Source organism: Marinobacter psychrophilus, assembly GCF_001043175.1.
GTDB lineage: Bacteria > Pseudomonadota > Gammaproteobacteria > Pseudomonadales > Oleiphilaceae > Marinobacter > Marinobacter psychrophilus.
The window spans coordinates 1474730-1497822 of record NZ_CP011494.1; the positions used below are offsets into that span (position 1 = coordinate 1474730).

Annotated in this window: 17 protein-coding genes, 2 tRNA genes and 3 rRNA genes; 13 read left to right on the forward strand and 9 right to left on the reverse strand. The window is 52.6% G+C overall.

What is annotated here, in order from left to right:
- The first annotated feature begins 93 nt into the window (after nt 1-93).
- Nucleotides 94-405 carry a Nif3-like dinuclear metal center hexameric protein gene (locus ABA45_RS06520; RefSeq protein WP_048384816.1) on the forward strand — a complete coding sequence of 104 codons (312 nt, stop codon included), beginning with the start codon at nt 94-96 and terminating at the stop codon, nt 403-405.
- Here the strand turns inward: ABA45_RS06520 and ABA45_RS06525 are convergent, their stop codons facing one another.
- Nucleotides 406-960 carry an NUDIX hydrolase gene (locus ABA45_RS06525; protein ID WP_048384817.1) on the reverse strand — a complete coding sequence of 185 codons (555 nt, stop codon included), beginning with the start codon at nt 958-960 and terminating at the stop codon, nt 406-408.
- 106 nt (nt 961-1066) lie between these two features.
- Here ABA45_RS06525 and ABA45_RS06530 point away from each other — a divergent pair, with 106 nt between their 5' ends.
- The 9 genes from ABA45_RS06530 to rrf all read left to right on the forward strand — a co-directional run bounded on the left by ABA45_RS06530 (nt 1067) and on the right by rrf (nt 9502).
- Nucleotides 1067-1651, forward strand: a complete 585-nt coding sequence (locus tag ABA45_RS06530; RefSeq protein WP_048384818.1) for an NUDIX hydrolase — start codon at nt 1067-1069, stop codon at nt 1649-1651.
- A gap of 58 nt (nt 1652-1709) precedes the next feature.
- Nucleotides 1710-2243 carry a gamma carbonic anhydrase family protein gene (locus tag ABA45_RS06535; protein ID WP_014870698.1) on the forward strand — a complete coding sequence of 178 codons (534 nt, stop codon included), beginning with the start codon at nt 1710-1712 and terminating at the stop codon, nt 2241-2243.
- Nucleotides 2240-2422 carry a DUF1289 domain-containing protein gene (locus ABA45_RS06540; protein WP_048384819.1) on the forward strand — a complete coding sequence of 61 codons (183 nt, stop codon included), beginning with the start codon at nt 2240-2242 and terminating at the stop codon, nt 2420-2422. Before ABA45_RS06535 ends, ABA45_RS06540 begins: the two co-directional genes overlap by 4 nt.
- Before the next feature lie 41 nt (nt 2423-2463).
- Nucleotides 2464-3666 carry a formate-dependent phosphoribosylglycinamide formyltransferase gene (purT, locus tag ABA45_RS06545; protein ID WP_048384820.1) on the forward strand — a complete coding sequence of 401 codons (1203 nt, stop codon included), beginning with the start codon at nt 2464-2466 and terminating at the stop codon, nt 3664-3666.
- 545 nt (nt 3667-4211) lie between these two features.
- Nucleotides 4212-5752, forward strand: a 16S ribosomal RNA gene (locus ABA45_RS06550).
- Nucleotides 5753-5862: 110 nt separating this feature from the next.
- Nucleotides 5863-5939, forward strand: a tRNA-Ile gene (locus ABA45_RS06555).
- Between the two features lie 16 nt (nt 5940-5955).
- Nucleotides 5956-6031, forward strand: a tRNA-Ala gene (locus ABA45_RS06560).
- 365 nt (nt 6032-6396) lie between these two features.
- Nucleotides 6397-9289 (forward strand): 23S ribosomal RNA (locus ABA45_RS06565).
- Nucleotides 9290-9388: 99 nt separating this feature from the next.
- Nucleotides 9389-9502: ribosomal RNA gene (rrf, locus tag ABA45_RS06570) — 5S ribosomal RNA — on the forward strand.
- Together the 16S, 23S and 5S rRNA genes with 2 tRNA genes alongside form the textbook arrangement of a ribosomal RNA operon.
- A 124-nt stretch (nt 9503-9626) precedes the next feature.
- Here the strand turns inward: rrf and ABA45_RS06575 are convergent.
- The 8 genes from ABA45_RS06575 to ABA45_RS06610 all read right to left on the reverse strand — a co-directional run bounded on the left by ABA45_RS06575 (nt 9627) and on the right by ABA45_RS06610 (nt 20996).
- Nucleotides 9627-10301, reverse strand: coding sequence for a sensor histidine kinase (locus tag ABA45_RS06575; RefSeq protein ID WP_048384821.1), 675 nt, complete (start codon nt 10299-10301; stop codon nt 9627-9629).
- Nucleotides 10298-11959 (reverse strand): response regulator, encoded by a 1662-nt coding sequence (locus ABA45_RS06580; RefSeq protein WP_048384822.1) that lies wholly within the window; start codon nt 11957-11959, stop codon nt 10298-10300. The genes ABA45_RS06575 and ABA45_RS06580 overlap by 4 nt, the downstream gene beginning before the upstream one ends.
- Nucleotides 11960-11967: 8 nt before the next feature.
- Nucleotides 11968-15474 carry a hybrid sensor histidine kinase/response regulator gene (locus ABA45_RS06585; RefSeq protein WP_048384823.1) on the reverse strand — a complete coding sequence of 1169 codons (3507 nt, stop codon included), beginning with the start codon at nt 15472-15474 and terminating at the stop codon, nt 11968-11970.
- A 73-nt stretch (nt 15475-15547) separates the two neighbouring features.
- A complete protein-coding gene (locus ABA45_RS06590; RefSeq protein ID WP_048384824.1) occupies nt 15548-16051 on the reverse strand; it encodes a hypothetical protein in 504 nt (167 codons plus the stop codon).
- A gap of 95 nt (nt 16052-16146) precedes the next feature.
- Nucleotides 16147-17913, reverse strand: coding sequence for a sodium:solute symporter family protein (locus ABA45_RS06595; protein WP_048384825.1), 1767 nt, complete (start codon nt 17911-17913; stop codon nt 16147-16149).
- Nucleotides 17914-17918: 5 nt separating this feature from the next.
- Complete coding sequence (locus ABA45_RS06600) at nt 17919-18182, reverse strand: DUF4212 domain-containing protein (RefSeq protein ID WP_014870706.1); 264 nt, start codon at nt 18180-18182, stop codon at nt 17919-17921.
- A 183-nt stretch (nt 18183-18365) separates the two neighbouring features.
- Nucleotides 18366-19064: a 3'-5' exonuclease gene (locus tag ABA45_RS06605; RefSeq protein ID WP_048384826.1), complete on the reverse strand. Its 699-nt coding sequence runs from the start codon at nt 19062-19064 to the stop codon at nt 18366-18368.
- A gap of 15 nt (nt 19065-19079) precedes the next feature.
- Nucleotides 19080-20996, reverse strand: a complete 1917-nt coding sequence (locus tag ABA45_RS06610) for a putative nucleotidyltransferase substrate binding domain-containing protein (protein ID WP_048384827.1) — start codon at nt 20994-20996, stop codon at nt 19080-19082.
- Nucleotides 20997-21124: 128 nt separating this feature from the next.
- Between ABA45_RS06610 and smrA the strand changes: the two genes are divergently transcribed.
- Genes smrA through ABA45_RS06625 form a run of 3 tightly spaced genes read left to right on the forward strand, consistent with a single transcriptional unit; the run spans nt 21125 to nt 23083 of the window.
- On the forward strand, nt 21125-21709 hold the full coding sequence (gene smrA, locus ABA45_RS06615; RefSeq protein WP_048388766.1) for a DNA endonuclease SmrA: 585 nt from the start codon (nt 21125-21127) through the stop codon (nt 21707-21709).
- Nucleotides 21710-21749: 40 nt separating this feature from the next.
- On the forward strand, nt 21750-21956 hold the full coding sequence (locus tag ABA45_RS06620) for a hypothetical protein (RefSeq protein ID WP_048384828.1): 207 nt from the start codon (nt 21750-21752) through the stop codon (nt 21954-21956).
- Nucleotides 21956-23083, forward strand: a complete 1128-nt coding sequence (locus tag ABA45_RS06625; protein ID WP_227506154.1) for a DUF3080 domain-containing protein — start codon at nt 21956-21958, stop codon at nt 23081-23083. The genes ABA45_RS06620 and ABA45_RS06625 overlap by 1 nt, the downstream gene beginning before the upstream one ends.
- Nucleotides 23084-23093 lie beyond the last annotated feature (10 nt).

The following is a 23093-nucleotide window of genomic DNA, read 5'->3' on the forward strand; positions in this document are numbered from 1 at the left end:
CTTAAAAACTTTCCCCAGAGTTATCCACAGATTCTGTGGGTAACTTTTTTGAATTTTCAGGTGTTTAGAATTTGACCGTCTATGAGGGATTCTATGTATAAGATTTGCTACTTTGTGCCAGAAAGCCATCTTGACGAAACCAAACATGCATTATTCGGCGCTGGAGCGGGGCGTATTGGCGATTACGATCAATGTGCCTGGCAAATATTAGGGCGAGGGCAGTTTCGACCACTGGACGGAAGCCAGCCATTTATCGGTCAAGCGGGTGTGCTGGAAACCATCGCAGAGTACAAGGTGGAGCTGGTGTGTGCTGAGGGCTGCGTGAGAAATGCCATTGCTGCATTAAAGGCGACGCACCCCTACGAGGAGCCCGCCTACGAAGTGCTTGCTTTAACGCAGTTTTGATCAGGCCTTTCGGGATTTCGCCATAGGGTGACGAATACTGTCAACGTGAACCTCGAACGTCTGCTTTTTCATATCATTTATAAGAAGCTCAAGGGTTTTACGCACAGTCGGAAACGACAGTTCGTCCCAAGGGATGTCTGAAAGCTCAAACAATTGTGTTTCCAGTGATTCCTCACCTGCTCCATATTTACCGTCAATCAGCGTGGCGCGGTAAAATATGTGTACCTGATCAATGTGTGGAACGTCGAGTACGACGTAAAGGCCCTCAATGTTAACCTCCGCGAGAGCCTCCTCACGGGTTTCGCGAACAGCCGCTTCTACGGTTGTTTCTTGATTTTCCATAAAGCCTGCAGGCAGAGTCCAATAGCCGTAGCGAGGCTCTATGGCGCGGCGACACAGCAGAATACGGTTGTCCCATACCGGCACCGTGCCTGCGATAATGCGAGGGTTCTGATAATGAATAGTGTTGCAGTGGGTGCACACGTAGCGGTGACGATTGTCGCCCTCGGGGATCCGCTGCTCTACCTGTTCACCACAGTCACTGCAGTATTTCATAGCTTTCCCCGTATACTGAGAGTAGATATCATAAAGGCCGTTAGTTTAACCATTTGAGCCACCTTAGCGCCATGGCGCCTGTGATTGAAGCATGCCAGGAGATACTTTGAAGCACTTGTTACATTCCCGGTTAGCAGGCTACCGGCCTAACGAACTGGCGCTGGACTATCCTGAAGCTGGTATTTTGGTGCCTATTACCGACAACAGCGGTAATCCGGAGATGTTGTTCACTTTGCGATCTGCCCATCTCAAAACCCATCGTGGCCAAGTAGCGTACCCGGGTGGAAAGCGCGACCCCGGAGACGAAAACCTGATGATGACGGCTCTTCGAGAGACCCATGAGGAAATAGGTTTGCCGCCAGACCAGGTGCAGATTGTGTCGTCGCTAAGCCAAGTTGCATCTCATGCACGTATTCTTGTAACACCATACGTAGGCGTGGTACCCGAAGACCATCCCTTACGCCCTAATCCCGCAGAAATCGAAAGTGTGTTCCGTGTCCCCATAGCCTGGTTTCTGGAAGACCGGCGTGAGCGTACCGATGCGTTACCCTTTATGGGTGGCATCATTCATGTGCCCTGCTACCGCTGGGAGAAATACCAGATATGGGGTCTGTCAGCCGTAGTGCTGGTCGATTTTATGAACGCTGTGTACGATGCCGGTATTGATCTGGAACGACCGCCCTCGCGTTAATATGATGGTGTGAGTCGGTGTAGAAACCAACAGAGACGGCATACTTCAAGAGGAAATTATGTTTTACAAATTGAACGACAGAGTTCCGGTGCTAGAAGGGAGTGGCCATTTTGTTGCCGATAACGCCTCGGTGATCGGCAGTGTTCGCTTGTTAGACAAGGCCAGTGTGTGGTTTAACGTGGTGATTCGCGGAGATAACGAGCTGATTACACTTGGCGAGCAGAGCAATGTGCAGGATGGTGCCGTATTGCATACCGACCCAGGATTACCGTTAAACATCGGCCGTGGCGTAACTGTGGGACACAAAGCCATGCTTCACGGCTGTGACGTGGGCGATTATTCGTTGATTGGCATCAACGCAGTTGTGCTGAACGGTGCCAAAATTGGCAAACACTGCTTGATAGGAGCGAATACGCTTGTCCCGGAACATATGGTCATACCCGACGGCTCTCTGGTGATAGGTTCGCCGGCACGGGTAAAACGCCAATTAAGTCCGGAGCAGCAAAAGATGTTGGAAATGGCCGCGCTCAGTTACGTCAAGAATGCTGCGTACTATTTGGACAATCTGCAACCCTGTGAGCCCGAGCGATGAGCGTTGCTAATAAAGTCAGGTCGCCTTGTGTCAGTATTTGCGCACTTAATGAAGAGGGCGTGTGTATTGGCTGCCATCGTTCTGGCGATGAAATTATGAGTTGGATGCAATTGAACAACGACGAGCGGCGCGAGGTATTGCGTTTGGTTGCCGAACGCGAGAAAAAAGCTTTAATCTGAACCCGGCTGCTGGCCGTTCAATATCATCCGATGGAATCGTTATGGAACAAAAAATAGCTGACGTCACTTTGGGAACACCGTTAACAGACACCGCGTTCAAAGTTCTGTTTTGCGGTGCCGGTGAGTTGGGCAAGGAAGTTGTCATAGAGCTGCAGCGCTTTGGTGTAGAAGTTATCGCCGTTGATCGTTATGCAAACGCACCCGCGATGCAGGTTGCCCACCGCAGTCACGTTATCGATATGTTGGATGCTCAGGCATTACGGCGAATTGTCGAGCTTGAAAAGCCGAACCTGATTGTGCCGGAAATTGAAGCCATTGCTACCGCAGAGTTAGTTAAGCTCGAAAATGAAGGTTTTACGGTGATTCCGTCGGCAAGGGCTGTGCATTTAACCATGAATCGGGAAGGCATTCGTCGGTTGGCAGCTGAAGAGCTGGAATTGCCGACGTCGCCCTTTCGGTTCGCAGGTACAAAAGAAGAGTATTTGGCGGCGGTGGAGGAGGTCGGGTTGCCATTAGTGGTGAAGCCGGTGATGAGCTCGTCTGGTAAAGGGCAATCAACTGTAACCCGCGCCGAGCAGATCGAGGCTGCGTGGGATTATGCTCAAAGCGGCGGTCGTGCTGGCAAAGGAAGGGTGATTGTTGAAGGTTTTGTGGACTTCGAGTATGAGATCACTCTGTTGACGGTGAAGTACCGCGATGGCATATCGTTTTGCGATCCTATTGGCCATCGTCAAGAGGATGGCGATTATCGCGAATCCTGGCAGCCTCAGCCGATGTCGGATCTGGCGTTTGTGAGAGCAGCTCGCATTGCTCGTACGGTGGTTGAAAGCCTGGGTGGTTTGGGGGTTTATGGCGTAGAGCTTTTTGTTAAGGGCGACGACGCTTGGTTTTCGGAAGTGTCGCCGCGGCCTCACGATACGGGTTTGGTAACGTTGATCAGTCAGGACCTTTCTGAATTTGCTTTGCATGCGCGGGCAATTCTCGGGTTGCCGGTTCCTTCTATACGTCAATACGGCCCTGCGGCATCGGCGGTTGTGCTGCCGGTAGGTGACTCGAAGCGTATCCGGTACAGTGGTATGCAACTGGCACTGGCTGAGCCTGATACACAGTTACGTCTGTTTGGTAAGCCGGAGCTGACCGGTCGACGTCGTATGGGTGTTGCACTGGCGCTGGCTGGCTCTATTGATGCTGCACGGGAAAAAGCGAGAAACGCCGCAAGTGCTATTAAAGTGTCTCTGGACTAGTTAAAGTATCTTGGTAGTTGGAGGTAGCCATTTATGGATGCCTGGAAGGTGGTTCAAGGCCAGTTTAAAGTTTTTTGATAAAGTTCAGATTGGCTGTTGACGTGTACCGAGAAGTCTGTAGAATGCGCATCTCGCTTGAGGGACAGCCGGTTACAGAGAGGCAGGAATCGAGCGAGAACTGTTTTGTAAGACGTTGAAAAGTTTAGGAAATCTGATTTAAACTTTGAACGCGAAAACGGTTGACACGGTTCGGATACGCTGTAGAATGCGCCTCTCGAATCAAGCATTACCAGCCGGTTGATTCGGTGGTTTTGGAAAGAAGATCTTCCGGAGCGGCTCGAAATAAACGGTTGACAGGAAAGCGAAACGATGTATAATTCGCCTCCTGATTGAGCCACGGCTCAAACGCTCTTTAAAAAATTAACCAAGTAATTCGTGTGGGCGCTGACTGGAGTATTTCGGTAAGAAATACCAAGTCAACGACTCGTCAAGAATTGAGTTTTTGTACTTGAGCAGATTTAAGATCTTCGGATCTTGTATGATTTAAACTGAAGAGTTTGATCATGGCTCAGATTGAACGCTGGCGGCAGGCTTAACACATGCAAGTCGGGCGGAAACGATGGTAGCTTGCTACCAGGCGTCGAGCGGCGGACGGGTGAGTAATGCTTAGGAATCTGCCTAGTAGTGGGGGATAGCCCGGGGAAACTCGGATTAATACCGCATACGCCCTACGGGGGAAAGCAGGGGATCTTCGGACCTTGCGCTATTAGATGAGCCTAAGTCGGATTAGCTTGTTGGTGGGGTAATGGCCTACCAAGGCGACGATCCGTAGCTGGTCTGAGAGGATGATCAGCCACATCGGGACTGAGACACGGCCCGAACTCCTACGGGAGGCAGCAGTGGGGAATATTGGACAATGGGCGCAAGCCTGATCCAGCCATGCCGCGTGTGTGAAGAAGGCTTTCGGGTTGTAAAGCACTTTCAGCGAGGAGGAAGGCCTTAAGACTAATACTCTTGAGGATTGACGTCACTCGCAGAAGAAGCACCGGCTAACTCCGTGCCAGCAGCCGCGGTAATACGGAGGGTGCAAGCGTTAATCGGAATTACTGGGCGTAAAGCGCGCGTAGGTGGTTATGTAAGCGAGATGTGAAAGCCCCGGGCTCAACCTGGGAACGGCACTTCGAACTGCATGGCTAGAGTGTGGTAGAGGGTAGTGGAATTTCCTGTGTAGCGGTGAAATGCGTAGATATAGGAAGGAACACCAGTGGCGAAGGCGGCTACCTGGACCAACACTGACACTGAGGTGCGAAAGCGTGGGGAGCAAACAGGATTAGATACCCTGGTAGTCCACGCCGTAAACGATGTCAACTAGCCGTTGGGGATCTTGAATCCTTAGTGGCGCAGCTAACGCACTAAGTTGACCGCCTGGGGAGTACGGCCGCAAGGTTAAAACTCAAATGAATTGACGGGGGCCCGCACAAGCGGTGGAGCATGTGGTTTAATTCGACGCAACGCGAAGAACCTTACCTGGCCTTGACATGCAGAGAACTTTCCAGAGATGGATCGGTGCCTTCGGGAACTCTGACACAGGTGCTGCATGGCCGTCGTCAGCTCGTGTCGTGAGATGTTGGGTTAAGTCCCGTAACGAGCGCAACCCCTATCCCTAGTTGCTAGCAGGTAATGCTGAGAACTCTAGGGAGACTGCCGGTGACAAACCGGAGGAAGGTGGGGATGACGTCAGGTCATCATGGCCCTTACGGCCAGGGCTACACACGTGCTACAATGGCGCGCACAGAGGGCTGCAAACCCGCGAGGGGGAGCCAATCTCACAAAACGCGTCGTAGTCCGGATCGGAGTCTGCAACTCGACTCCGTGAAGTCGGAATCGCTAGTAATCGTGAATCAGAATGTCACGGTGAATACGTTCCCGGGCCTTGTACACACCGCCCGTCACACCATGGGAGTGGATTGCACCAGAAGTAGTTAGTCTAACCTTCGGGAGGACGATTACCACGGTGTGGTTCATGACTGGGGTGAAGTCGTAACAAGGTAGCCCTAGGGGAACCTGGGGCTGGATCACCTCCTTAAACGATGCCGAACGCTTCGGTCAGAGTCCACACGAATTACTTGGTTGATTAATTAAAGAGAGCAAAGGGTCTTTCAGGCCCAGCGGTCTTGTTGAAAAACAAGCGAAACCGGGTCTGTAGCTCAGTTGGTTAGAGCGCACCCCTGATAAGGGTGAGGTCGGTGGTTCAACTCCACCCAGACCCACCAGACTTGCATAGCTTTTGGGGCTATAGCTCAGCTGGGAGAGCGCCTGCCTTGCACGCAGGAGGTCAGCAGTTCGATCCTGCTTAGCTCCACCATTATACAAGTGGTCTGAATAATCTGAGAACCCTGAGAACCCTGAATGTCCTGACTTCGGTCAGTGTACAGAAAAAAGTATTTCAGTTTAGCGTCCGCTAAGTCTGAAGTTCTTCTTTCTGATCACTGGGTCAGATTTGCTCTTTAACAAATTGGATGAGATAGAACACGAATACTTTTCTCTACGGTCTTTGAGGAAAGTGTTCAAGTGATAACGATTTTTTCAAGCGTTATCCGGTGTTGTCGTTGAAGTGGTTGTTTATAACTTCGAGTGACGGTCTCTAATGTTCCCTGGAACACTCTGTTCGACTTCGGTTGAGCGGCGGTGGGCTTGAGTCATTGGCGATCAGTTGTCTTGGGGTTATATAGTCAAGCAACTAAGCGCATACGGTGGATGCCTAGGCAGTCAGAGGCGATGAAAGACGTGGAAGCCTGCGATAAGGTTCGGGGAGCTGGCAAACGAGCTGTGATCCGGACATTTCTGAATGGGGAAACCCACCCAGTTTAGGCTGGGTATCTTACACTGAATACATAGGTGTAAGAGGCGAACCGGGAGAACTGAAACATCTAAGTACCCCGAGGAAAAGAAATCAACCGAGATTCCCTAAGTAGCGGCGAGCGAACGGGGACTAGCCCTTAAGCTAGACAACTGGTAGGAGAAGGCTCTGGAAAGTGCCGCCATAGTGGGTGATAGCCCTGTATCCGAAACCTGAGTCTAGTGAAATCGAGTAGGACGGGGCACGAGAAACCTTGTCTGAATATGGGGGGACCATCCTCCAAGGCTAAATACTCCTGACTGACCGATAGTGAACCAGTACCGTGAGGGAAAGGCGAAAAGAACCCCTGTGAGGGGAGTGAAATAGATCCTGAAACCGTATGCGTACAAGCAGTCGGAGCAGACTTGTTCTGTGACGGCGTACCTTTTGTATAATGGGTCAGCGACTTATGTTCAGTGGCGAGGTTAACCGTTTAGGGGAGCCGTAGGGAAACCGAGTCTGAATAGGGCGAATTAGTCGCTGGGCATAGACCCGAAACCGGGCGATCTATCCATGAGCAGGTTGAAGGTTGAGTAACATCAACTGGAGGACCGAACCCACTGTCGTTGAAAAGCCAGGGGATGACTTGTGGATCGGAGTGAAAGGCTAATCAAGCCCGGAGATAGCTGGTTCTCCCCGAAAGCTATTTAGGTAGCGCCTCGGACGAATACCACAGGGGGTAGAGCACTGTTTCGGCTAGGGGGTCATCCCGACTTACCAACCCGATGCAAACTCCGAATACCTGTGAGTACTATCCGGGAGACACACGGCGGGTGCTAACGTCCGTCGTGAAGAGGGAAACAACCCAGACCGCCAGCTAAGGTCCCAAAATTCCAGTTAAGTGGGAAACGATGTGGGAAGGCTCAGACAGCTAGGAGGTTGGCTTAGAAGCAGCCATCCTTTAAAGAAAGCGTAATAGCTCACTAGTCGAGTCGGCCTGCGCGGAAGATGTAACGGGGCTCAAACTGGATACCGAAGCTGCGGCTGCATACTTTGTATGCGGGGTAGGGGAGCGTTCTGTAAGCCTGCGAAGGTGAGTTGAGAAGCTTGCTGGAGGTATCAGAAGTGCGAATGCTGACATGAGTAACGACAATGCGAGTGAAAAACTCGCACGCCGGAAGACCAAGGGTTCCTGCGCAACGCTAATCGGCGCAGGGTGAGTCGGCCCCTAAGGTGAGACCGAAAGGTGTAATCGATGGGAGACGGGTTAATATTCCCGTACCTTGAGTCACTGCGATGGAGAGACGGAGAAGGCTAGGTAAGCCGGGCGACGGTCGTCCCGGTTTAAGCGTGTAGGGAGGGGACTTAGGCAAATCCGGGTCCTCAATTCTGAGACGTGATGACGACTGCCCATGTGGCGGGAAGTTATTGATGCCATGCTTCCAGGAAAATCTTCTAAGCTTCAGGTGATTTGAGACCGTACCCCAAACCGACACAGGTGGTCAGGTAGAGAATACCAAGGCGCTTGAGAGAACTCGGGTAAAGGAACTAGGCAAAATGGTGCCGTAACTTCGGGAGAAGGCACGCTGGTGGTATGTGACACCCCTTGCGGGTTGAGCAGAAGCCAGTCGAAGATACCAGGCCCCTGCGACTGTTTATTAAAAACACAGCACTGTGCAAACACGAAAGTGGACGTATACGGTGTGACGCCTGCCCGGTGCCGGAAGGTTAATTGATGGGGTTAGCATTCGTGCGAAGCTCTTGATCGAAGCCCCGGTAAACGGCGGCCGTAACTATAACGGTCCTAAGGTAGCGAAATTCCTTGTCGGGTAAGTTCCGACCTGCACGAATGGCGTAACGATGGGGGCGCTGTCTCTACCCGAGACTCAGTGAAATTGAAATCGCCGTGAAGATGCGGTGTATCCGCGGCTAGACGGAAAGACCCCGTGAACCTTTACTATAGCTTCACAGTGAACTTTGAACATGTTTGTGTAGGATAGCTGGGAGGCATTGAAGCGTGAACGCCAGTTTGCGTGGAGCCAACCTTGAAATACCAGCCTGGCATGTTTGAGGTTCTAACTCTGTCCCCTTATCGGGGATGAGGACACTGTGTGGTGGGTAGTTTGACTGGGGCGGTCTCCTCCTAAAGCGTAACGGAGGAGCACAAAGGTGGGCTAAGTACGGTCGGACATCGTACGGTTAGTGTAATGGCACAAGCCCGCTTGACTGCGAGACAGACACGTCGAGCAGGTACGAAAGTAGGTCATAGTGATCCGGTGGTTCTGTATGGAAGGGCCATCGCTCAACGGATAAAAGGTACTCCGGGGATAACAGGCTGATACCGCCCAAGAGTTCACATCGACGGCGGTGTTTGGCACCTCGATGTCGGCTCATCACATCCTGGGGCTGAAGCCGGTCCCAAGGGTATGGCTGTTCGCCATTTAAAGTGGTACGCGAGCTGGGTTTAGAACGTCGTGAGACAGTTCGGTCCCTATCTGCCGTGGACGTTGGAGATTTGAGGAAAGCTGCTCCTAGTACGAGAGGACCGGAGTGGACGAACCTCTGGTGTTCGGGTTGTCACGCCAGTGGCATTGCCCGGTAGCTATGTTCGGATAGGATAACCGCTGAAAGCATCTAAGCGGGAAGCCCCTTCCAAGATGAGATCTCCCTGGGCCCTAGAGGCCCCTGAAGAGCCGTTCAAGACCAGGACGTTGATAGGTTGGGTGTGTAAGCGCTGCGAGGCGTTGAGCTAACCAATACTAATTGCTCGTGCGGCTTGACTATATAACACCCAAGACAATTGCGGATATCGCAACGAAAAAATTATTATCACGGCCCTTAAAGCCAATGTTCTATCTCATCCCCCAGTGATCAACCGTTTTGTCTGACGACCATAGCGGCCTGGTACCACCTGATCCCATCTCGAACTCAGAAGTGAAACAGGCCTGCGCCGATGGTAGTGTGGTTCGCCCATGTGAGAGTAGGTCATCGTCAGACTCTTATTGCTAATTGCCCCGATAGCTCACGCCGTCGGGGCTTTTTTTTGCCTGAAATACAGCAGGCAAAGGTCTAATCTGTACCCTAGTATGTTCCCTGGTAAAATCCGTCTTCGATTGTTTGGTTATGGCAACCAGATTTCGAATACACCGCCACCAAACTGCCCGCCATTCAACAGCTTGATAAAACCTTTGCGGCCACCTGCGTTGTGAAGAGCGGCTATGGCATTGGCGAAGTAGAGCCCCAAGTGTGTATTACCCCCGCCAAAGTCGATACTGTGGTCCATTTCCTGACGCAGCATAGATTCTGTAAAGCCCGGCCCATCGTCGTGTACGCTAATCACCAGATAGTCCTCGCAATAGACTGCATTCAGGCATATCTCATGTTTAGCGTAGCGAACTGCGTTACTTACACTGTTGTCCAGTACACTAGCGATTAACTGATGATCAAAATACCCACTGATGTATTGGGCAATGTTTTGGCAGCTAATATTTTGGCCATCGATTATTGAGACATAGCGAGCAATGGTATCGTCCAACAGGTCGCGTACAAAATGTTCTTCGGTGTGCGCGCTCAGCATGTTTTGCTGCAAGCGATAAGACCCAAGCAGGCGCACCAGGTCGTTGTGAATACGCTCGGCTTGGTATTGTAAGATATTGAGGTTTGCGCTGGATGAACCACTGGCTTGCTGTTCATCGCGCAGGTCTTCTAATGACGACAACAATACCCCGAGTGAATTTTTCATATCATGGATCGATGCCGCAAGAATCAGCGAAAAGTCTGCGCTTGGCCTTGTCATGGTAACAGCGCCTCCACGCGTTCCTTTAGGGCGCTATAGCGCTCGAATTGACTGTGACTCTCCTGCAAACTCGACAGACGCTCCAGTGCCGACCGGCATAGAACGGCCATCTCAGGCTCCTGCTCTAGAGATTTATGACGTTTCAGAATAACCTGTATCAGATTCAGGTTCAGGGCAATTTGGTCAGGTACAATTTTCAGAGCAGCTGAAAAGCCTCCAATAGCTTCGTCAATTCGATTGTTTTGAAAATCGTCTATTGCTTCGTGATTCAAACTACGAGCCTGTAATTTTTGACGGAATCCCACGGGCTCATCCAGAAGGCTTTCCACTTTACGCTGAATATCGGCGTCTGAACGATACCGGTGTGCCAACTGCGCCAGTCGATTTTTGGCTTCTTCTTTGCTGTTGAGTAAAAACAGGGCTTTTGCGTAGTCTATTTCGGTATCTGCCGAAATGGTAGGCGGCACCGGCGTTAGTTCTTGCCGTACCTTGTCTAAGAGTGCTTGAGAGTCTGCCAGACATCCTTCCGCCGCAAGCAGCCGGCATCGCAGAATGCGGCTGCGAATAGACAGGTTTGCTTCGTTGGTAAAGCGTTTTTCCATAGCTGCCAGCGTTGTATTGGCTTCTTTGATCTGCGCGGCAGTAACTTGCGGGCTAGAACTCTTGTCCAAATTGCTATCGGCGGATTCGCTAAGATCAGCGAGTGCGCTGGACAAGGCAAGGTAGTGGTCGGGGCTTTCATGAATAGAATGTTGGCTCAGACTCACTGTTCGTCGCCAGGCTTTTACCGCTGATTCCATGTCTGCGTTCATCTCCGCCTGCAGAGCCAGTTTTTTCTGCCGCAGCAAAGCATTGGGTGAATGTTGGACGGCAGCTTCCAATATTTGCTGAGATTGTACCGGGTTGCCCATGGTCGCAAGGCCCTCGGCAAGAAGATCATAGGCCTCCATGCAATCTGGGTTGCTATTTACCAAGCGTTGAAGGTCAAGCACCGAATCCTCACCTTTACCCTTAGCTAACAATACACGGCACCGGCCTAGAAGAGCCCAAGGTATATCGCGTGAGATTAGCGTGTCGTTATATATTGACTCGGCTTGATCCAGTTCGCCGAGCCGGAAATAAAGGTCACCCAAGGTTTTCAATAGCCACGTGTTGTAGCGTGGCTGTGTTTTCTGCGCTTGCAGGCACAAGGCCACGGCTTTTTCATAATTATGTCGGTCAAGCTCGCGGTTTATGGGCAGCAACGCTTCCCGCTGTTGCAAAAGACTGCTCAGACGAGTGTGCAGAACCGCGCGATTAATTGGCTTGGCGAGGTACGCATCTGGCTGGCAATCCCTTGCTGCTAATACCATGTGACGCGATGTTTCCGCTGTAATCATCATAAATACGGCGGTGTGAGACAGCAGCTTGCGAAACCGCAATTCTTCCAGAATCTGCTGGCCATTACGATCATCACCGAAGTTGTAATCGCAAAGCAATATATCAACTTTGTTATAAGAGCAGTAATCGATGGCCTGCTTGGCGCCAGACGCCAGTTCGATTTTTTCAGCACCGCAACTGCTGAGCATGGTGCGCATCGACAGACGGAAGCTATCGACGTCATCCACGACCAGATAGCGCAGTTTACCGAAGGCAGCGGGACGTAGAGTGGTTCCCATTTGCGGACCTATTTTAAAAGTGTATTCACCATAGCACGCAGAGCAGCCGGCTTTACGGGTTTATAAAGCACATGATAGCCGCGGTCGGTCGCGTCATCTCTTACCTCTTGTGCCATATAGCCGGTAATCAGGATGCCGGGCAGGCGTTTGTCCAGAGCTACGCGCAGCGTGTCCATGGCGTCCAGACCGTTCTTGTCGTCGTCTAGCTGATAGTCGGCAAGCAGAATGTCGGGAATGCCCGTGCCCAATTTTGTCATGGCGTCGTCCAGGCTTTCAGCAGCTGTTATCTGGCATTGCCAGTTACTCAACAGCGCCACCATCCCTTGAAGAATAGCGGCATCGTTATCAATACATAGCAGATGGCGTCCTTTCAGACTGGATACTCGCCGAGCCGGACCGTGTGCCTGTAACGGCAGGGGTGTTAGCTCCTCAGCGGCCATTCTGGGCACCGTAATACTGAATACACTGCCACGACTCTGCCGCGACTGAACCGTCACCGGATGATTGAGCATACCGCTGATGCGGTCGACGATGGCAAGGCCAAGGCCCAGACCTTTCTTGTCACGCCCATGCTGGAAACGGCGGAACTCTTCAAAAATCTGGGTTAGCTGATCGTCCGGAATGCCTGGCCCTGTGTCCCAGACTTCAATGCGCAGGTAACCATCTAGGCGACGACAGCCCAGCAGGATGCGGCCCTTGGGTGTATAGCGTATAGCATTGGACAGGAAATTCTGGATCACCCGGCGCAAAAGCTTTGCATCTGAGCGGATCCAGGCGGAACTAGGTACCACATCCAGTTCAAGATCTTGATCTTTGGCGATGGCAGAAAAATCGTTTGTCAGCCGGCGGATGATATCGCTGATCGGGAATACGCTGATGTCCGGCTCCAGAGCACCGGCATCCAGTTTGGAGATATCCAGCAAAGTACTGATAATTTCTTCGGCCGCACCCAGTGAGCTGTCGATGTGTTCGACCAATTGCTGGCACTCGGCACTTTGGGATTTACCTTGTAGGGCAGAGGTAAACAGGCGTGCGGCATTTAAAGGTTGAAGCAGGTCGTGACTGGCTGACGCGAGAAATCGTGTTTTACCGTGATTGGCTTGCTCTGCCACAGACTTGGCCGTGAGCATCTGTTCGTTGATCACCTGCAGTTCCTGGGTTCGCTCTTTGACCCGTTGTTCCAGATAGATATTGGTTTCTTTCAGCGCCTGTTCAGTGCGGCGCATGGGTGTTATATCCTGAAATGTCGTGACATAGCCGCCGCCGGGAATTGGCGCGCCTTCAATACGGATAAACGTGCCATCGGGCCGCTGGAGCTCATAGGAAACACGCTGGCCTTGGGTCATGCTGACAATGCGCTCGGCAACGATTTCATCAATTTTGCGGGCCGACAGGTTTGCGTTAGTCAGGGTGTAGCGAAGCAGGTCAGCCGCCGGTCGTCCCAAGCGTACAAAACTCTTGGGGTAATTGAACAGTTCAATGTATAGGTGATTCCACACCACCAGCTCCTGCTGATGATTCACCACCGACACGCCAAGGCTGAGGTTTTCAATGGCCGAATGCAGTAGCTCTCGGCTAAACGTCATCGCCTGTGAGGCCTCATCCACAATGCTGACGACGTCTTCAATCTGCATGTCGCGACCGGTCAGGGTCGATTCCAAAACCACACGCGCGGTTGAACCGCCGATAATCGATGCTAACTGGCGCTCTATGTACTTCATAAAATGTGTTGTTGCCGGCCGCTGTGAGTAAAGGCGGATGGCATTGCGGCGCTCGTAATTGCGAAACACCGTTTCTGCGCGCTCGTCGCCCATGAAGCGATCAGCCAGAGCCTGCAGGTCGGAGGTCAGAATTTCACCCTGCCAGGTCTGCTGGTGAGGGGTTTCGCCGCGGCCGAGTGCGTCTTGAAAATAAGTGGCAATCTGTATTTTTTCACGTACTCGTTGGCGGGTCAGTAAAGACAGCACAATATAAATCGCGGTATTGGCCCCCAGACTCCAGATTATACCGTGGCTAATTTGGTCCAAATCGGTACCAAACAACGCCGTGGGTCGGGTCCAGCTCATGCCCCAGAGACCTTGCTGAACAAGTGTGTCGTTGATCCAGCCGGTAGATGCCAGTGCAGGCAGAAGCAGCGTGTAGAGCCATAGTATAAAGCCTATAAACAGACCCCATACCGCTCCGTTGTGGTTACCACCGCGCCAAACGATTCCGCCTACCAACGCAGGTCCAAGTTGCGCCGCAGCAGCGAACGACAGTAACCCGAAGGCCGTTAAACTGGTGTCTTCGCCTGCCATCCGATAAAAGCCATACGCTGTTAGTAAAACAGCGCAAATTGCGATGCGGCGGATGCTAAGTAGCAGGTAGCTCAGGTCTGCCTTGCGATTCATTCTGGGGCGAAAGAATTTCAACAAAGCTGGCATGATGATTTCGTTGCTGACCATAGTGGCGACCGCAACTGAGCACACAATCACCATCGCCGCCGCTGCGGAGCCGCCCCCCAGAAACGCCAGTACTGCAAGCCAGGTATTGCCGGTCAGTATGGGCAACTGAAGCGTCATAATGTCAGGGTTGTAGTTGGCGCTATCCGGCACTAGCAAGCTGGCAGCTGCAATCGGCAGTACAAAAGCGCTAGCGATGATCAGATAAATAGGCATAGCCCAGCGCGCAGTCTCGAAATCGCGAGGATCGCTGTTTTCAACCACCATAACGTGGAACTGCCGCGGCAGGCAGACAATGGCTACCCCGGCGACAAGGGTTTGGGTAATAAACGCGGTCAGATTCAGGTTTTGGGTTGTCAGCACTCCGATGATATCGGCCGCGGCCACTCGCTGTGTGAGATCGCCAAAACCATTGAAAAAACCAAACAGCACAAACAACCCAACCGCTGAAAACGCCACCAGTTTGATTACAGATTCAAACGCAACGGCTTGAATCATGCCGCGGTGATGTTCTGTTGATTCCAGATGGCGGGTGCCAAATAAAATGGTAAACAGAGCCAGAGCCAACGTGATGTACCAAGCTGAATCGCTCCAGGCGGCGTTACTGAGTTCCTGAACGCTGCCCTGGGGGCTGGACAGCACCGCAAAGCCCATGGCGATGGCTTTTAACTGCAAGGCGATGTAAGGCACGCTGCCGATTAGCGCGAAGACGGCTATCATCGCTGCTAATAACTGGGATTTTCCGTAGCGGGAAGCGATAAAGTCGGCTATGGAGGTGCTGCTGTTGCGCTTGCTGATATGAATGATGCGGCGCAACAGCGGTGCAGCGAACACGAATACCAGTAACGGCCCAAGATAGATGGGCAAAAATCCAAGACCTTCCTGGGTGGCGCGACCAACGGCTCCATAAAAGGTCCAGGAGGAAAAATACACGGCTAGAGACAGCGCGTAGATGTGAGTCCTGGCCAGGCGATGCCGGTATAGCCCCGGGTGGCGATCGCCTGCCCAAGCTACAAAAAATAGCAGTGAAATGTAGGTGATGGAGATCAGAACGAGCAGCCAGGCGCTTATCATAACGTTCGCTATTCCAGGGCAATGGGGCGCTTGCAGGCCGACATAGGCGCCAGCGTGACGTGCCCTCTATTCATCAGCGGCATACGGTAATCAGTAAGCGGTCGTCCGGTGTCAGTATCTTCATGTTATCAAGGCTGGGGCGGCCATCTGAGGCAAGTGGCAACAGCTCACGATCGGTGCAATTGAGTACATGTACTCGGTGAGAAACGGAATCAGTCAGTTTTTGCTCGAAGCGGTAGAGGGTGAAAAGAACAACATTGTCGTCATTGGCGTTGCGCTGCACGCTGTTGATATCCACCGTCGAGAACGCAGTGACATACGGAAAGGCAAAGCTCCAGGGGCGCCAGAGCACGGCTTGGCTTTCAGTATTGACCACGACCGCTTCCGAAGGCAGCTGTGCCTGTTTAAAGTCGTACCAGGTGTACTCGCCCTGAATCAGATAGGCCATCATGCCAGCCCCGGCAAAGACCGGAATAATCCACTTTGGCAGGCGTTGGCGGGTTAGGGAGCGAAGCGCTAATGCGATCCCTGCAGCACCTAGGCCGCAGACAACGGTCGCAACAAGTGTCCAAAACATATGGTTTTCCTTAAAAAAGAAACGGGCTCCTTTTTCAAGGAAGCCCGTTTGGTTTCAATTGCTCAATGTTACCACTGATTTAGCAAAAGCTTGTGTTAGTGGCCTTGAGCTTCGCCCGCACCGCGTGGGTAACGAACACTTTCCACCAGTTCCTGGATCTCGATGGGCGGCTCTTCAGTCGCGTAGGACAAACCGAAGGCTACCGTAAAGTTGACGACGGCACCAATCGCACCGATCGACAGTGGGGAAATCCCGAATACCCAGTTTGCCGGGATATCGGCCAGGTTGTTGGTGCCCGGGATGAACAACCATCCTTTGTACACAAAGATGTACGTCAGGGTGAAGGCCAGACCGGCCAGCATACCGGCAATCGCGCCTTTGTTGTTCACTCGCTTGGAGAAGATCCCCATCATCAGAGCCGGAAAGAGTGACGCAGCTGCGATACCGAAAGCCAGTGCCACGACCTGAGCGGCGAACCCGGGAGGGTTGGCTCCCAGGTAGGTGGCCACAACTATGGCAACCGCCATGGATATCCTCGCGGCCAGCAACTCTCCCTTATCCGTAATGCCGGGGTTGATTGATCCCTTTATCAGGTCGTGACTGACGGCCGAGGATATCGCCAGCAACAGTCCCGCCGCTGTTGACAGTGCCGCTGCTAGACCACCCGCGGCGATCAATCCGATGACCCAGCCGGGCAGGTTGGCAATCTCGGGGTTGGCCAGTACCAGAATGTCCCGGTTCACCTCCAATTCGTTACCATTCCAGCCACGGGATTGAGCGGTTTCTTCAAACGCCGGAGTGTCGTTGTAAAGCTGAATCCGGCCGTCCTGGTTCTTGTCTTCATAAGTGATCAGACCGGTCACTTCCCATGACTTGACCCATTGCGGACGGTTATCGTACTCGATAGGAGCAGCCGCTGTTCCATCAGGGTAGATGGCGGTCATCAGGTTCAGTCTGGCCATGGAGGCTACGGCCGGTGCAGTCAGGTAGAGCAGGGCAATGAACACCAATGCCCAGCCAGCAGACCAGCGTGCATCGGCAACCTTCGGAACTGTAAAGAAGCGAATGATGACGTGTGGCAGACCGGCCGTACCGATCATCAGTGTCAGGGTAAACAGAACCATGTTCAGCTTGTTGTCCACGTCTGCCGTGTACTCGTTGAAGCCAAGGTCGGTGATGACCTGATTCAGCTTGGTGAGAATCGGCAGCCCCGAGTCAATGTGGGTGGAGAACAGGCCCAGTGCCGGTATAGGGTTACCGGTCAGTTCCAGCGAGATAAACACCGCGGGGATGGTGTAGGCCATAATCAGAACGCAGTATTGAGCCACCTGAGTGTAGGTGATGCCCTTCATGCCGCCCAAAACAGAGTAGCTGAAAATAACCACCGCTGCGATCATCAGACCGGTTGTAGAATCTACTTCGAGGAAGCGGGAAAAGGCCACGCCAGCACCGGCCATCTGGCCGATAACATAGGTCAGAGAGGCCACGATCAGGCAGACAACGGCGACGAGGCGCGCTTTGTTACTGTAGAAACGGTCACCGATGAACTCGGGCACAGTGAACTTGCCAAACTTCCTCAGGTAAGGAGCGAGCAGCATGGCAAGCAGCACATAGCCGCCCGTCCAACCCATCAGGAAGGTGGAGTTGGCGTAACCACCCGCGGCGATCAGGCCCGCCATGGAGATAAAAGACGCCGCTGACATCCAGTCTGCACCTATCGCCATACCATTGGTGATTGGGTGAATCCCGCCACCGGCAACGTAGAAGTCGCTTGTGCTTCCGGCTCTTGCCCAGATAGCAATGACGATGTAGAGGAGGAAGGAACCCCCTACGAAGATAATGTTAATCGCAAATTGGCTCATTGTTATTATTCCTCGCCTACGCCGAATTTTTCGTCAATCTTGTTCATGCGCCAGGCATAGAAAAAGATTAAAACGATAAAGGTGAGAATGGATCCTTGTTGGGCAAACCAGAAGCCAAGATCGGTTCCGCCAACCGCGATGCCAGATAGCATGGGGCGAAGCAGAATGCCAAAACCGTATGAAACCAAAGCCCATATAATAAGGCTTCCGTAAATCAGGCGGAGGTTCGCCTTCCAGTACTGCTCAGCGTTTTCGCTATGACCTGACATAGAGTACTCCTGTTATTATTGTGGAGTTTGCGGTGTTACCGTATTGACTTTGCTGTAATGCGATCATTAGTGATATTGGCAAAAGGTCTAAAATTCTGAATTTTGACGGGTTTACGGTTGAAATTTGAGAGCTGGCGCAAACGCTTCAGCTCAATATTCGCCGTGGCTTCGCAAAGGGCACTGCTAAAGCCGTTGTATATTTCTCAGGTGGCGCTGATAACGCAATTTGTCGCTGAGTTGGGCCAGGGTGTGAATGCCCTGCTGTGCCGCTTTGTTGAGAGCAATCAACGTGAGTTCGGCGGTGACCATAGCGTCAGCTGCCGCTTGATGACGGTTACTGGCCTGCAAGCCGAAGGTGTCAGCCCAGTTGTCCAAGCCCTTGCCCTGCTCATTGGCTCTTGGAAAGAAGGTAGGCATTAGCTCTGCAACATCGAGCCAGACGTGATTTTCGCCGTAGCCGAGCTCCGCGCGCAGGGTTTTCTCAAGAAACTTCTGATCAAACGCCGAGTGATAGGCCAGAATAGGGTCGCCATTCATCCAGTCCAAAAGGTGCAGCAGAGCATCTTCGGTTTCGTAGCCGTCGGTCAGTGCTTCGGGCCCAATACCGTGAATCAGTACGGTTTTACGGATATCCAGCTCTGGCCGGCGCAGTATCAGGTCAAACTGGTCGTCAAGCGGTATGGAATTGTTATTAATGGCTACGGCGCCTATGGCGATCACCTGATCTTTGGCTGGGTTCAGTCCTGTGGTTTCCAGATCGAGCACGATTAACCGCGAGGTCATCAATAGCTGTTTGCCAATCGTTTTGGGGTTCGGCAGGTTGGCGGTGTCTATACCGCCACGCTTTTTGCGTTCCAGCCACTGTTTCAGAAAGTCGATCATGTTCAGGCCCCGGGGCTAGAGCTGGTAGGCCAGTTCCAGCTTCTGTTGCAGGCGCTGGGCCTGGCGGAAAGATTCGCGGAGTATTCGGCGGTCCAGCGGGTTCAAGTCATCTGGATCAATGTAGTTGGTTAGCGGTTCTTTGTTTTCGAGCATTTCATTGTGTGCCCGCATACGGATGGCCTGTATCAGGCTGTAGGCTTCTTTCCAGGCGTTGGCATCTTTTGCGTCGAACACTCCTTTGCGAGCCAGTTCATCCATCCGCTCCAGGGTATTCGCAGCCCCTACACCGTTAGCCAAGGCGAACACCCGCACGGTTTCAACGAAGGGTGCCAGGCCCTGACGTTTGAGATCTAACGCGTGTTTTTTACCATCGCTGACATAGCGAAAACTGCGGAACATGGTCAGTGGCGGCTTACGGGTAAAAGCGTTGCCCGCTAGCATCTTCTGGAATAGCGGATTGTTGCCGATACGCTTCAGAACTGTTTGGAATAGCTCGTGCAATGGTTCGCTGGGGCCAAAAACCGCGCGCATGTCGAGGAATATAGACGAATATACCAGGTTCTGCGGTGTCGAAGCATCGATAAAGTGCACGAACCAGCGGTCCCATTCGGCGCCGCTCAAGCACAGTTTTGGATTGCTGGCCATAATATTGCCCTTACACAGAGTGAACCCACATTCCGCCAGCTCGTCGTTCACGATGCGCGCGAACGGCAGCAGTTTCTCCCGTACTTGATCTTCCGTCATACCTTTCGGCGTGGTAAACAATATGCCGTTGTCCTGATCGGTCAACAGAGTCTGCTCCTGGCGACCCTCGCTGCCGAACGTCAGCCAGGTGAACGGTATGCCGGGATCGTTTTTGGCGATGTTCAGTTCTAATACACGGCGCACGGTGACGTCGTTCAAGGTCGTGATGATTTTCACGATCTGGCCGGAATCGGCGCCGTGGGCCAGCATCGAATCAACCAGGTGCGAAACATCCGCGCGCAGGCTAACCAATGTGCGCAGGTGAGTTGCGGTGCCGATGGTGCGGGCTAGATTGACCAGGTCTACCCGCTGCAGTGCAAACAAATCCCGTTCTGATACAACGCCAATTAATCTGTTCTCGTCGTCTACCACACAAATGTGGGCAAAGTGATGCTCCGCCATTAGCATGGCGGCTGCAAAGGCGTTTTCTTTGGCTAACAATGAGCAGGGGTTCGGTGTCATAACGTGCCGAATCGGGGCGCTCAGGGGGGCTTTTTCTTCGGCAATCAGTGTGCGCAAGTCGCGCAATGTGAAAATGCCCACCGGATGTCGGTTGTCGTCGGTGATCACAATACTGCCTACGTTGCTTTCGTGCATACGCGCCACAGCTTTGTGCACGGGCAAGTCGGGCGTGCACACAATGGGATTACGTAGGGCAAAGCGTTCCAGCGGGGAATCTAACGTAAAATTCGAACCAATCGATGCCATGGCGCCGGACTGTATGCGTTGATTCACCTGATCGAGAAGGCTGCTAACGCCGCGCAGGCAAAAGTCGCGGAATGTATCGCTTTGAGTAAACAGGATGACAAAATCTTCATGTTCAATGTTCAGGCAAAATGTGTCGCCCACCGATCGGTGCAGCGTGCGAGTAGGCCGCTCACCCACAAGTGCTGCCAGTGGAAAACAGTCCCCCAGGCCAATCTCGAAAGTGGTTTCGGTGCGATCGTCCCTACTATTCAGTCTCTCGCCACGAATCCGCCCCTGCTTTACAACGTAAAATTGGTTAGCAACGCCATCGTCTGCAGACAAAACCACCTCGTCATTAGCGTAAAAACGTAGGGTAGAATGCTCTGCAAAGTGCGCTAGATGATTTTCATCCATATTAGAGAAAGGTGGATGATTTTGTAGAAAAGCCATAATGGCCCGGGTATTTTGTGGGCGATTCTGGTCTTGAGAGGCTGCTGCCATAGTCGGTTTCACTTTGTCGACGACGGGTGAATTTAGTTACAGTCAATTGCAGGCGCCGCCGGATTACTTTATGGCATCGCAGGCCAGTGGTAAAGTTCACCGCATTAGGAACCATTGATAATATTGTCATGACTACCAAAGAAGATCGACTGCGTTTTCTCGCTGAAATGGGCGATGTGAAACGTATAAAACGGCCAAACAAAGCCGATGTTGTGGTGCCTCGCGAGTTGACCCCGGGCCACCTGGAGCGCCAGCGGGCGGCCATCGCGTTACCGCTGAAAGACACCAATCCGCTCACGGCAGACATGGTTGAGCCTTTGACCGCTCAGGATATTCTGAGCTGGAAGCGCCCCGGCGTTCAGAACGGTGTGTTTCGCAAACTGCGTCTGGGTTACTACCCCAGCGAAGCCAAGCTGGACTTGCACGGAATGACGGTAGACGAAGCCCGGCGCCAGGTGTTTGGCTTTGTTAATGACTGCATGCGCTATGATCTGCGCACCGCAACGATTATGCACGGTAAAGGCGAACGCAACCGCGACGGTATCGCTTGGCTTAAAAGTTACCTTGCCAAGTGGTTACCGGAATTGGAGCCGGTGCTGGCGTTTCATACAACGCAAAAGCACCACGGCAGCACCGGCGCCATTTACGTTATGATTCGCAAGAGCGATCGCGAAAAACAGAATAACAGGGAAGCTCACGACCGGCGTGATTAAGCGTCGCCGATGGCAATCCAACTATAAATCGGAGAAGTGTATGGCCTATTTGCTAACAAAAAAGACCGCTTTGATCTTCGTTTCTTTGATCGTCTTGGCGGGCTGCAAAGATCGCATAATCTGGGAAGATAACGGCGCTATAGAAAAAGCTACCGAAAATCGGGAAATCTGGGACACCAACGGCAAAGTGGGCAATGACGATCGCCCGATTTGGGTTAATAAAGACGGCGAAAAAGTCATAAAGTAATGAAAACACCTCGGGCCTTTGGAATAGTGCGCAAAATCTCGGCCAGGGCTTCTCTAACGGTGCTTGCAGCCATCTTTCTAACTGCCTGCAATCCGTTTGATGCAGCGCGACCCATGATGGACGAATACGTTGAGCGCCTGGGCCGTGTGTTGGAGACCGACCCTCAGTTCAGCGAGCTGGTTCCAGCCCCTATTTTGCCGCGCCGCCGTGAACGGGTTCTGGACATGCCCGAGCTGGAACTCGGAATGTTAGACTTTCTGTCGCTCTACGGCTGTGATCTGCAGTTTGTGGTCGGTGAGAAAAATTCCATCATGGGCAAGGTTATGCAGCCGCTGAACCGTTTGCGGTACGAACTGCGTTTCATTGCCAGCGCTGGAAAATGCCTGCAAAGCAGTGTTGATGATGGGGATGAAAAGCTGCAGGACACGTTGCGGCAAGCCATAAGTAGTAAACGCGAGAACCTGCCTATTGCGCTTTGGAACGCAACCTGGGGTGTCGAAGAAGTAGAGAACCTGTTTACCACTAGTAAGGGATTTTATCCGGTGATTGCCGAGAATCGGCTGTCGGACCTTGCCCGTGAAGCAGCCCAGTTAGAACGCGCTGCGCGGAGTCTTCTTAGTGGCGAATTGAAGCAGAATCTGGATTTTGCCGGGGCCGTGCAACAACGTTGGCAGGCCGAGTATCACGCCGGCCAATTGATCAATAGTGCCCTGTTGGTGGCGGCGAGACTGAATGATGGTACAGCGGTGATTAAACGCCGGTTGGCGCAGCGCCCCCTGTGCTTGAATGGCAATCCCAACAATCAGTCCACCATCGTGCAGGGTATGTTTTTCAGTATTTACATTGGCAAGGTGCAGCCGTATCTGGCGGACCTGCGCCGTGCCCGCATCGAGCTGTTGGAGCCGTTGGCGCAGCTAGCGCAGATTCAAACCGCCGTAATGCCGCAGAGTTTTCAGCGCTGGCAGGCGCTTGCCTTGCCAGCTGACGCCGGTGTTGCGAGTGTTAATGTTGGGAATGCTGGTGTTGAGAGTGAAAACGTGTGGGACAATCTGGATAATGCCGTGGCCGACCACACCCGCGGCTGGCAGAAACTTTTGGAACAGTGCGGCTTGCGCCCGGGTGCGTAGTGCGTGTTGA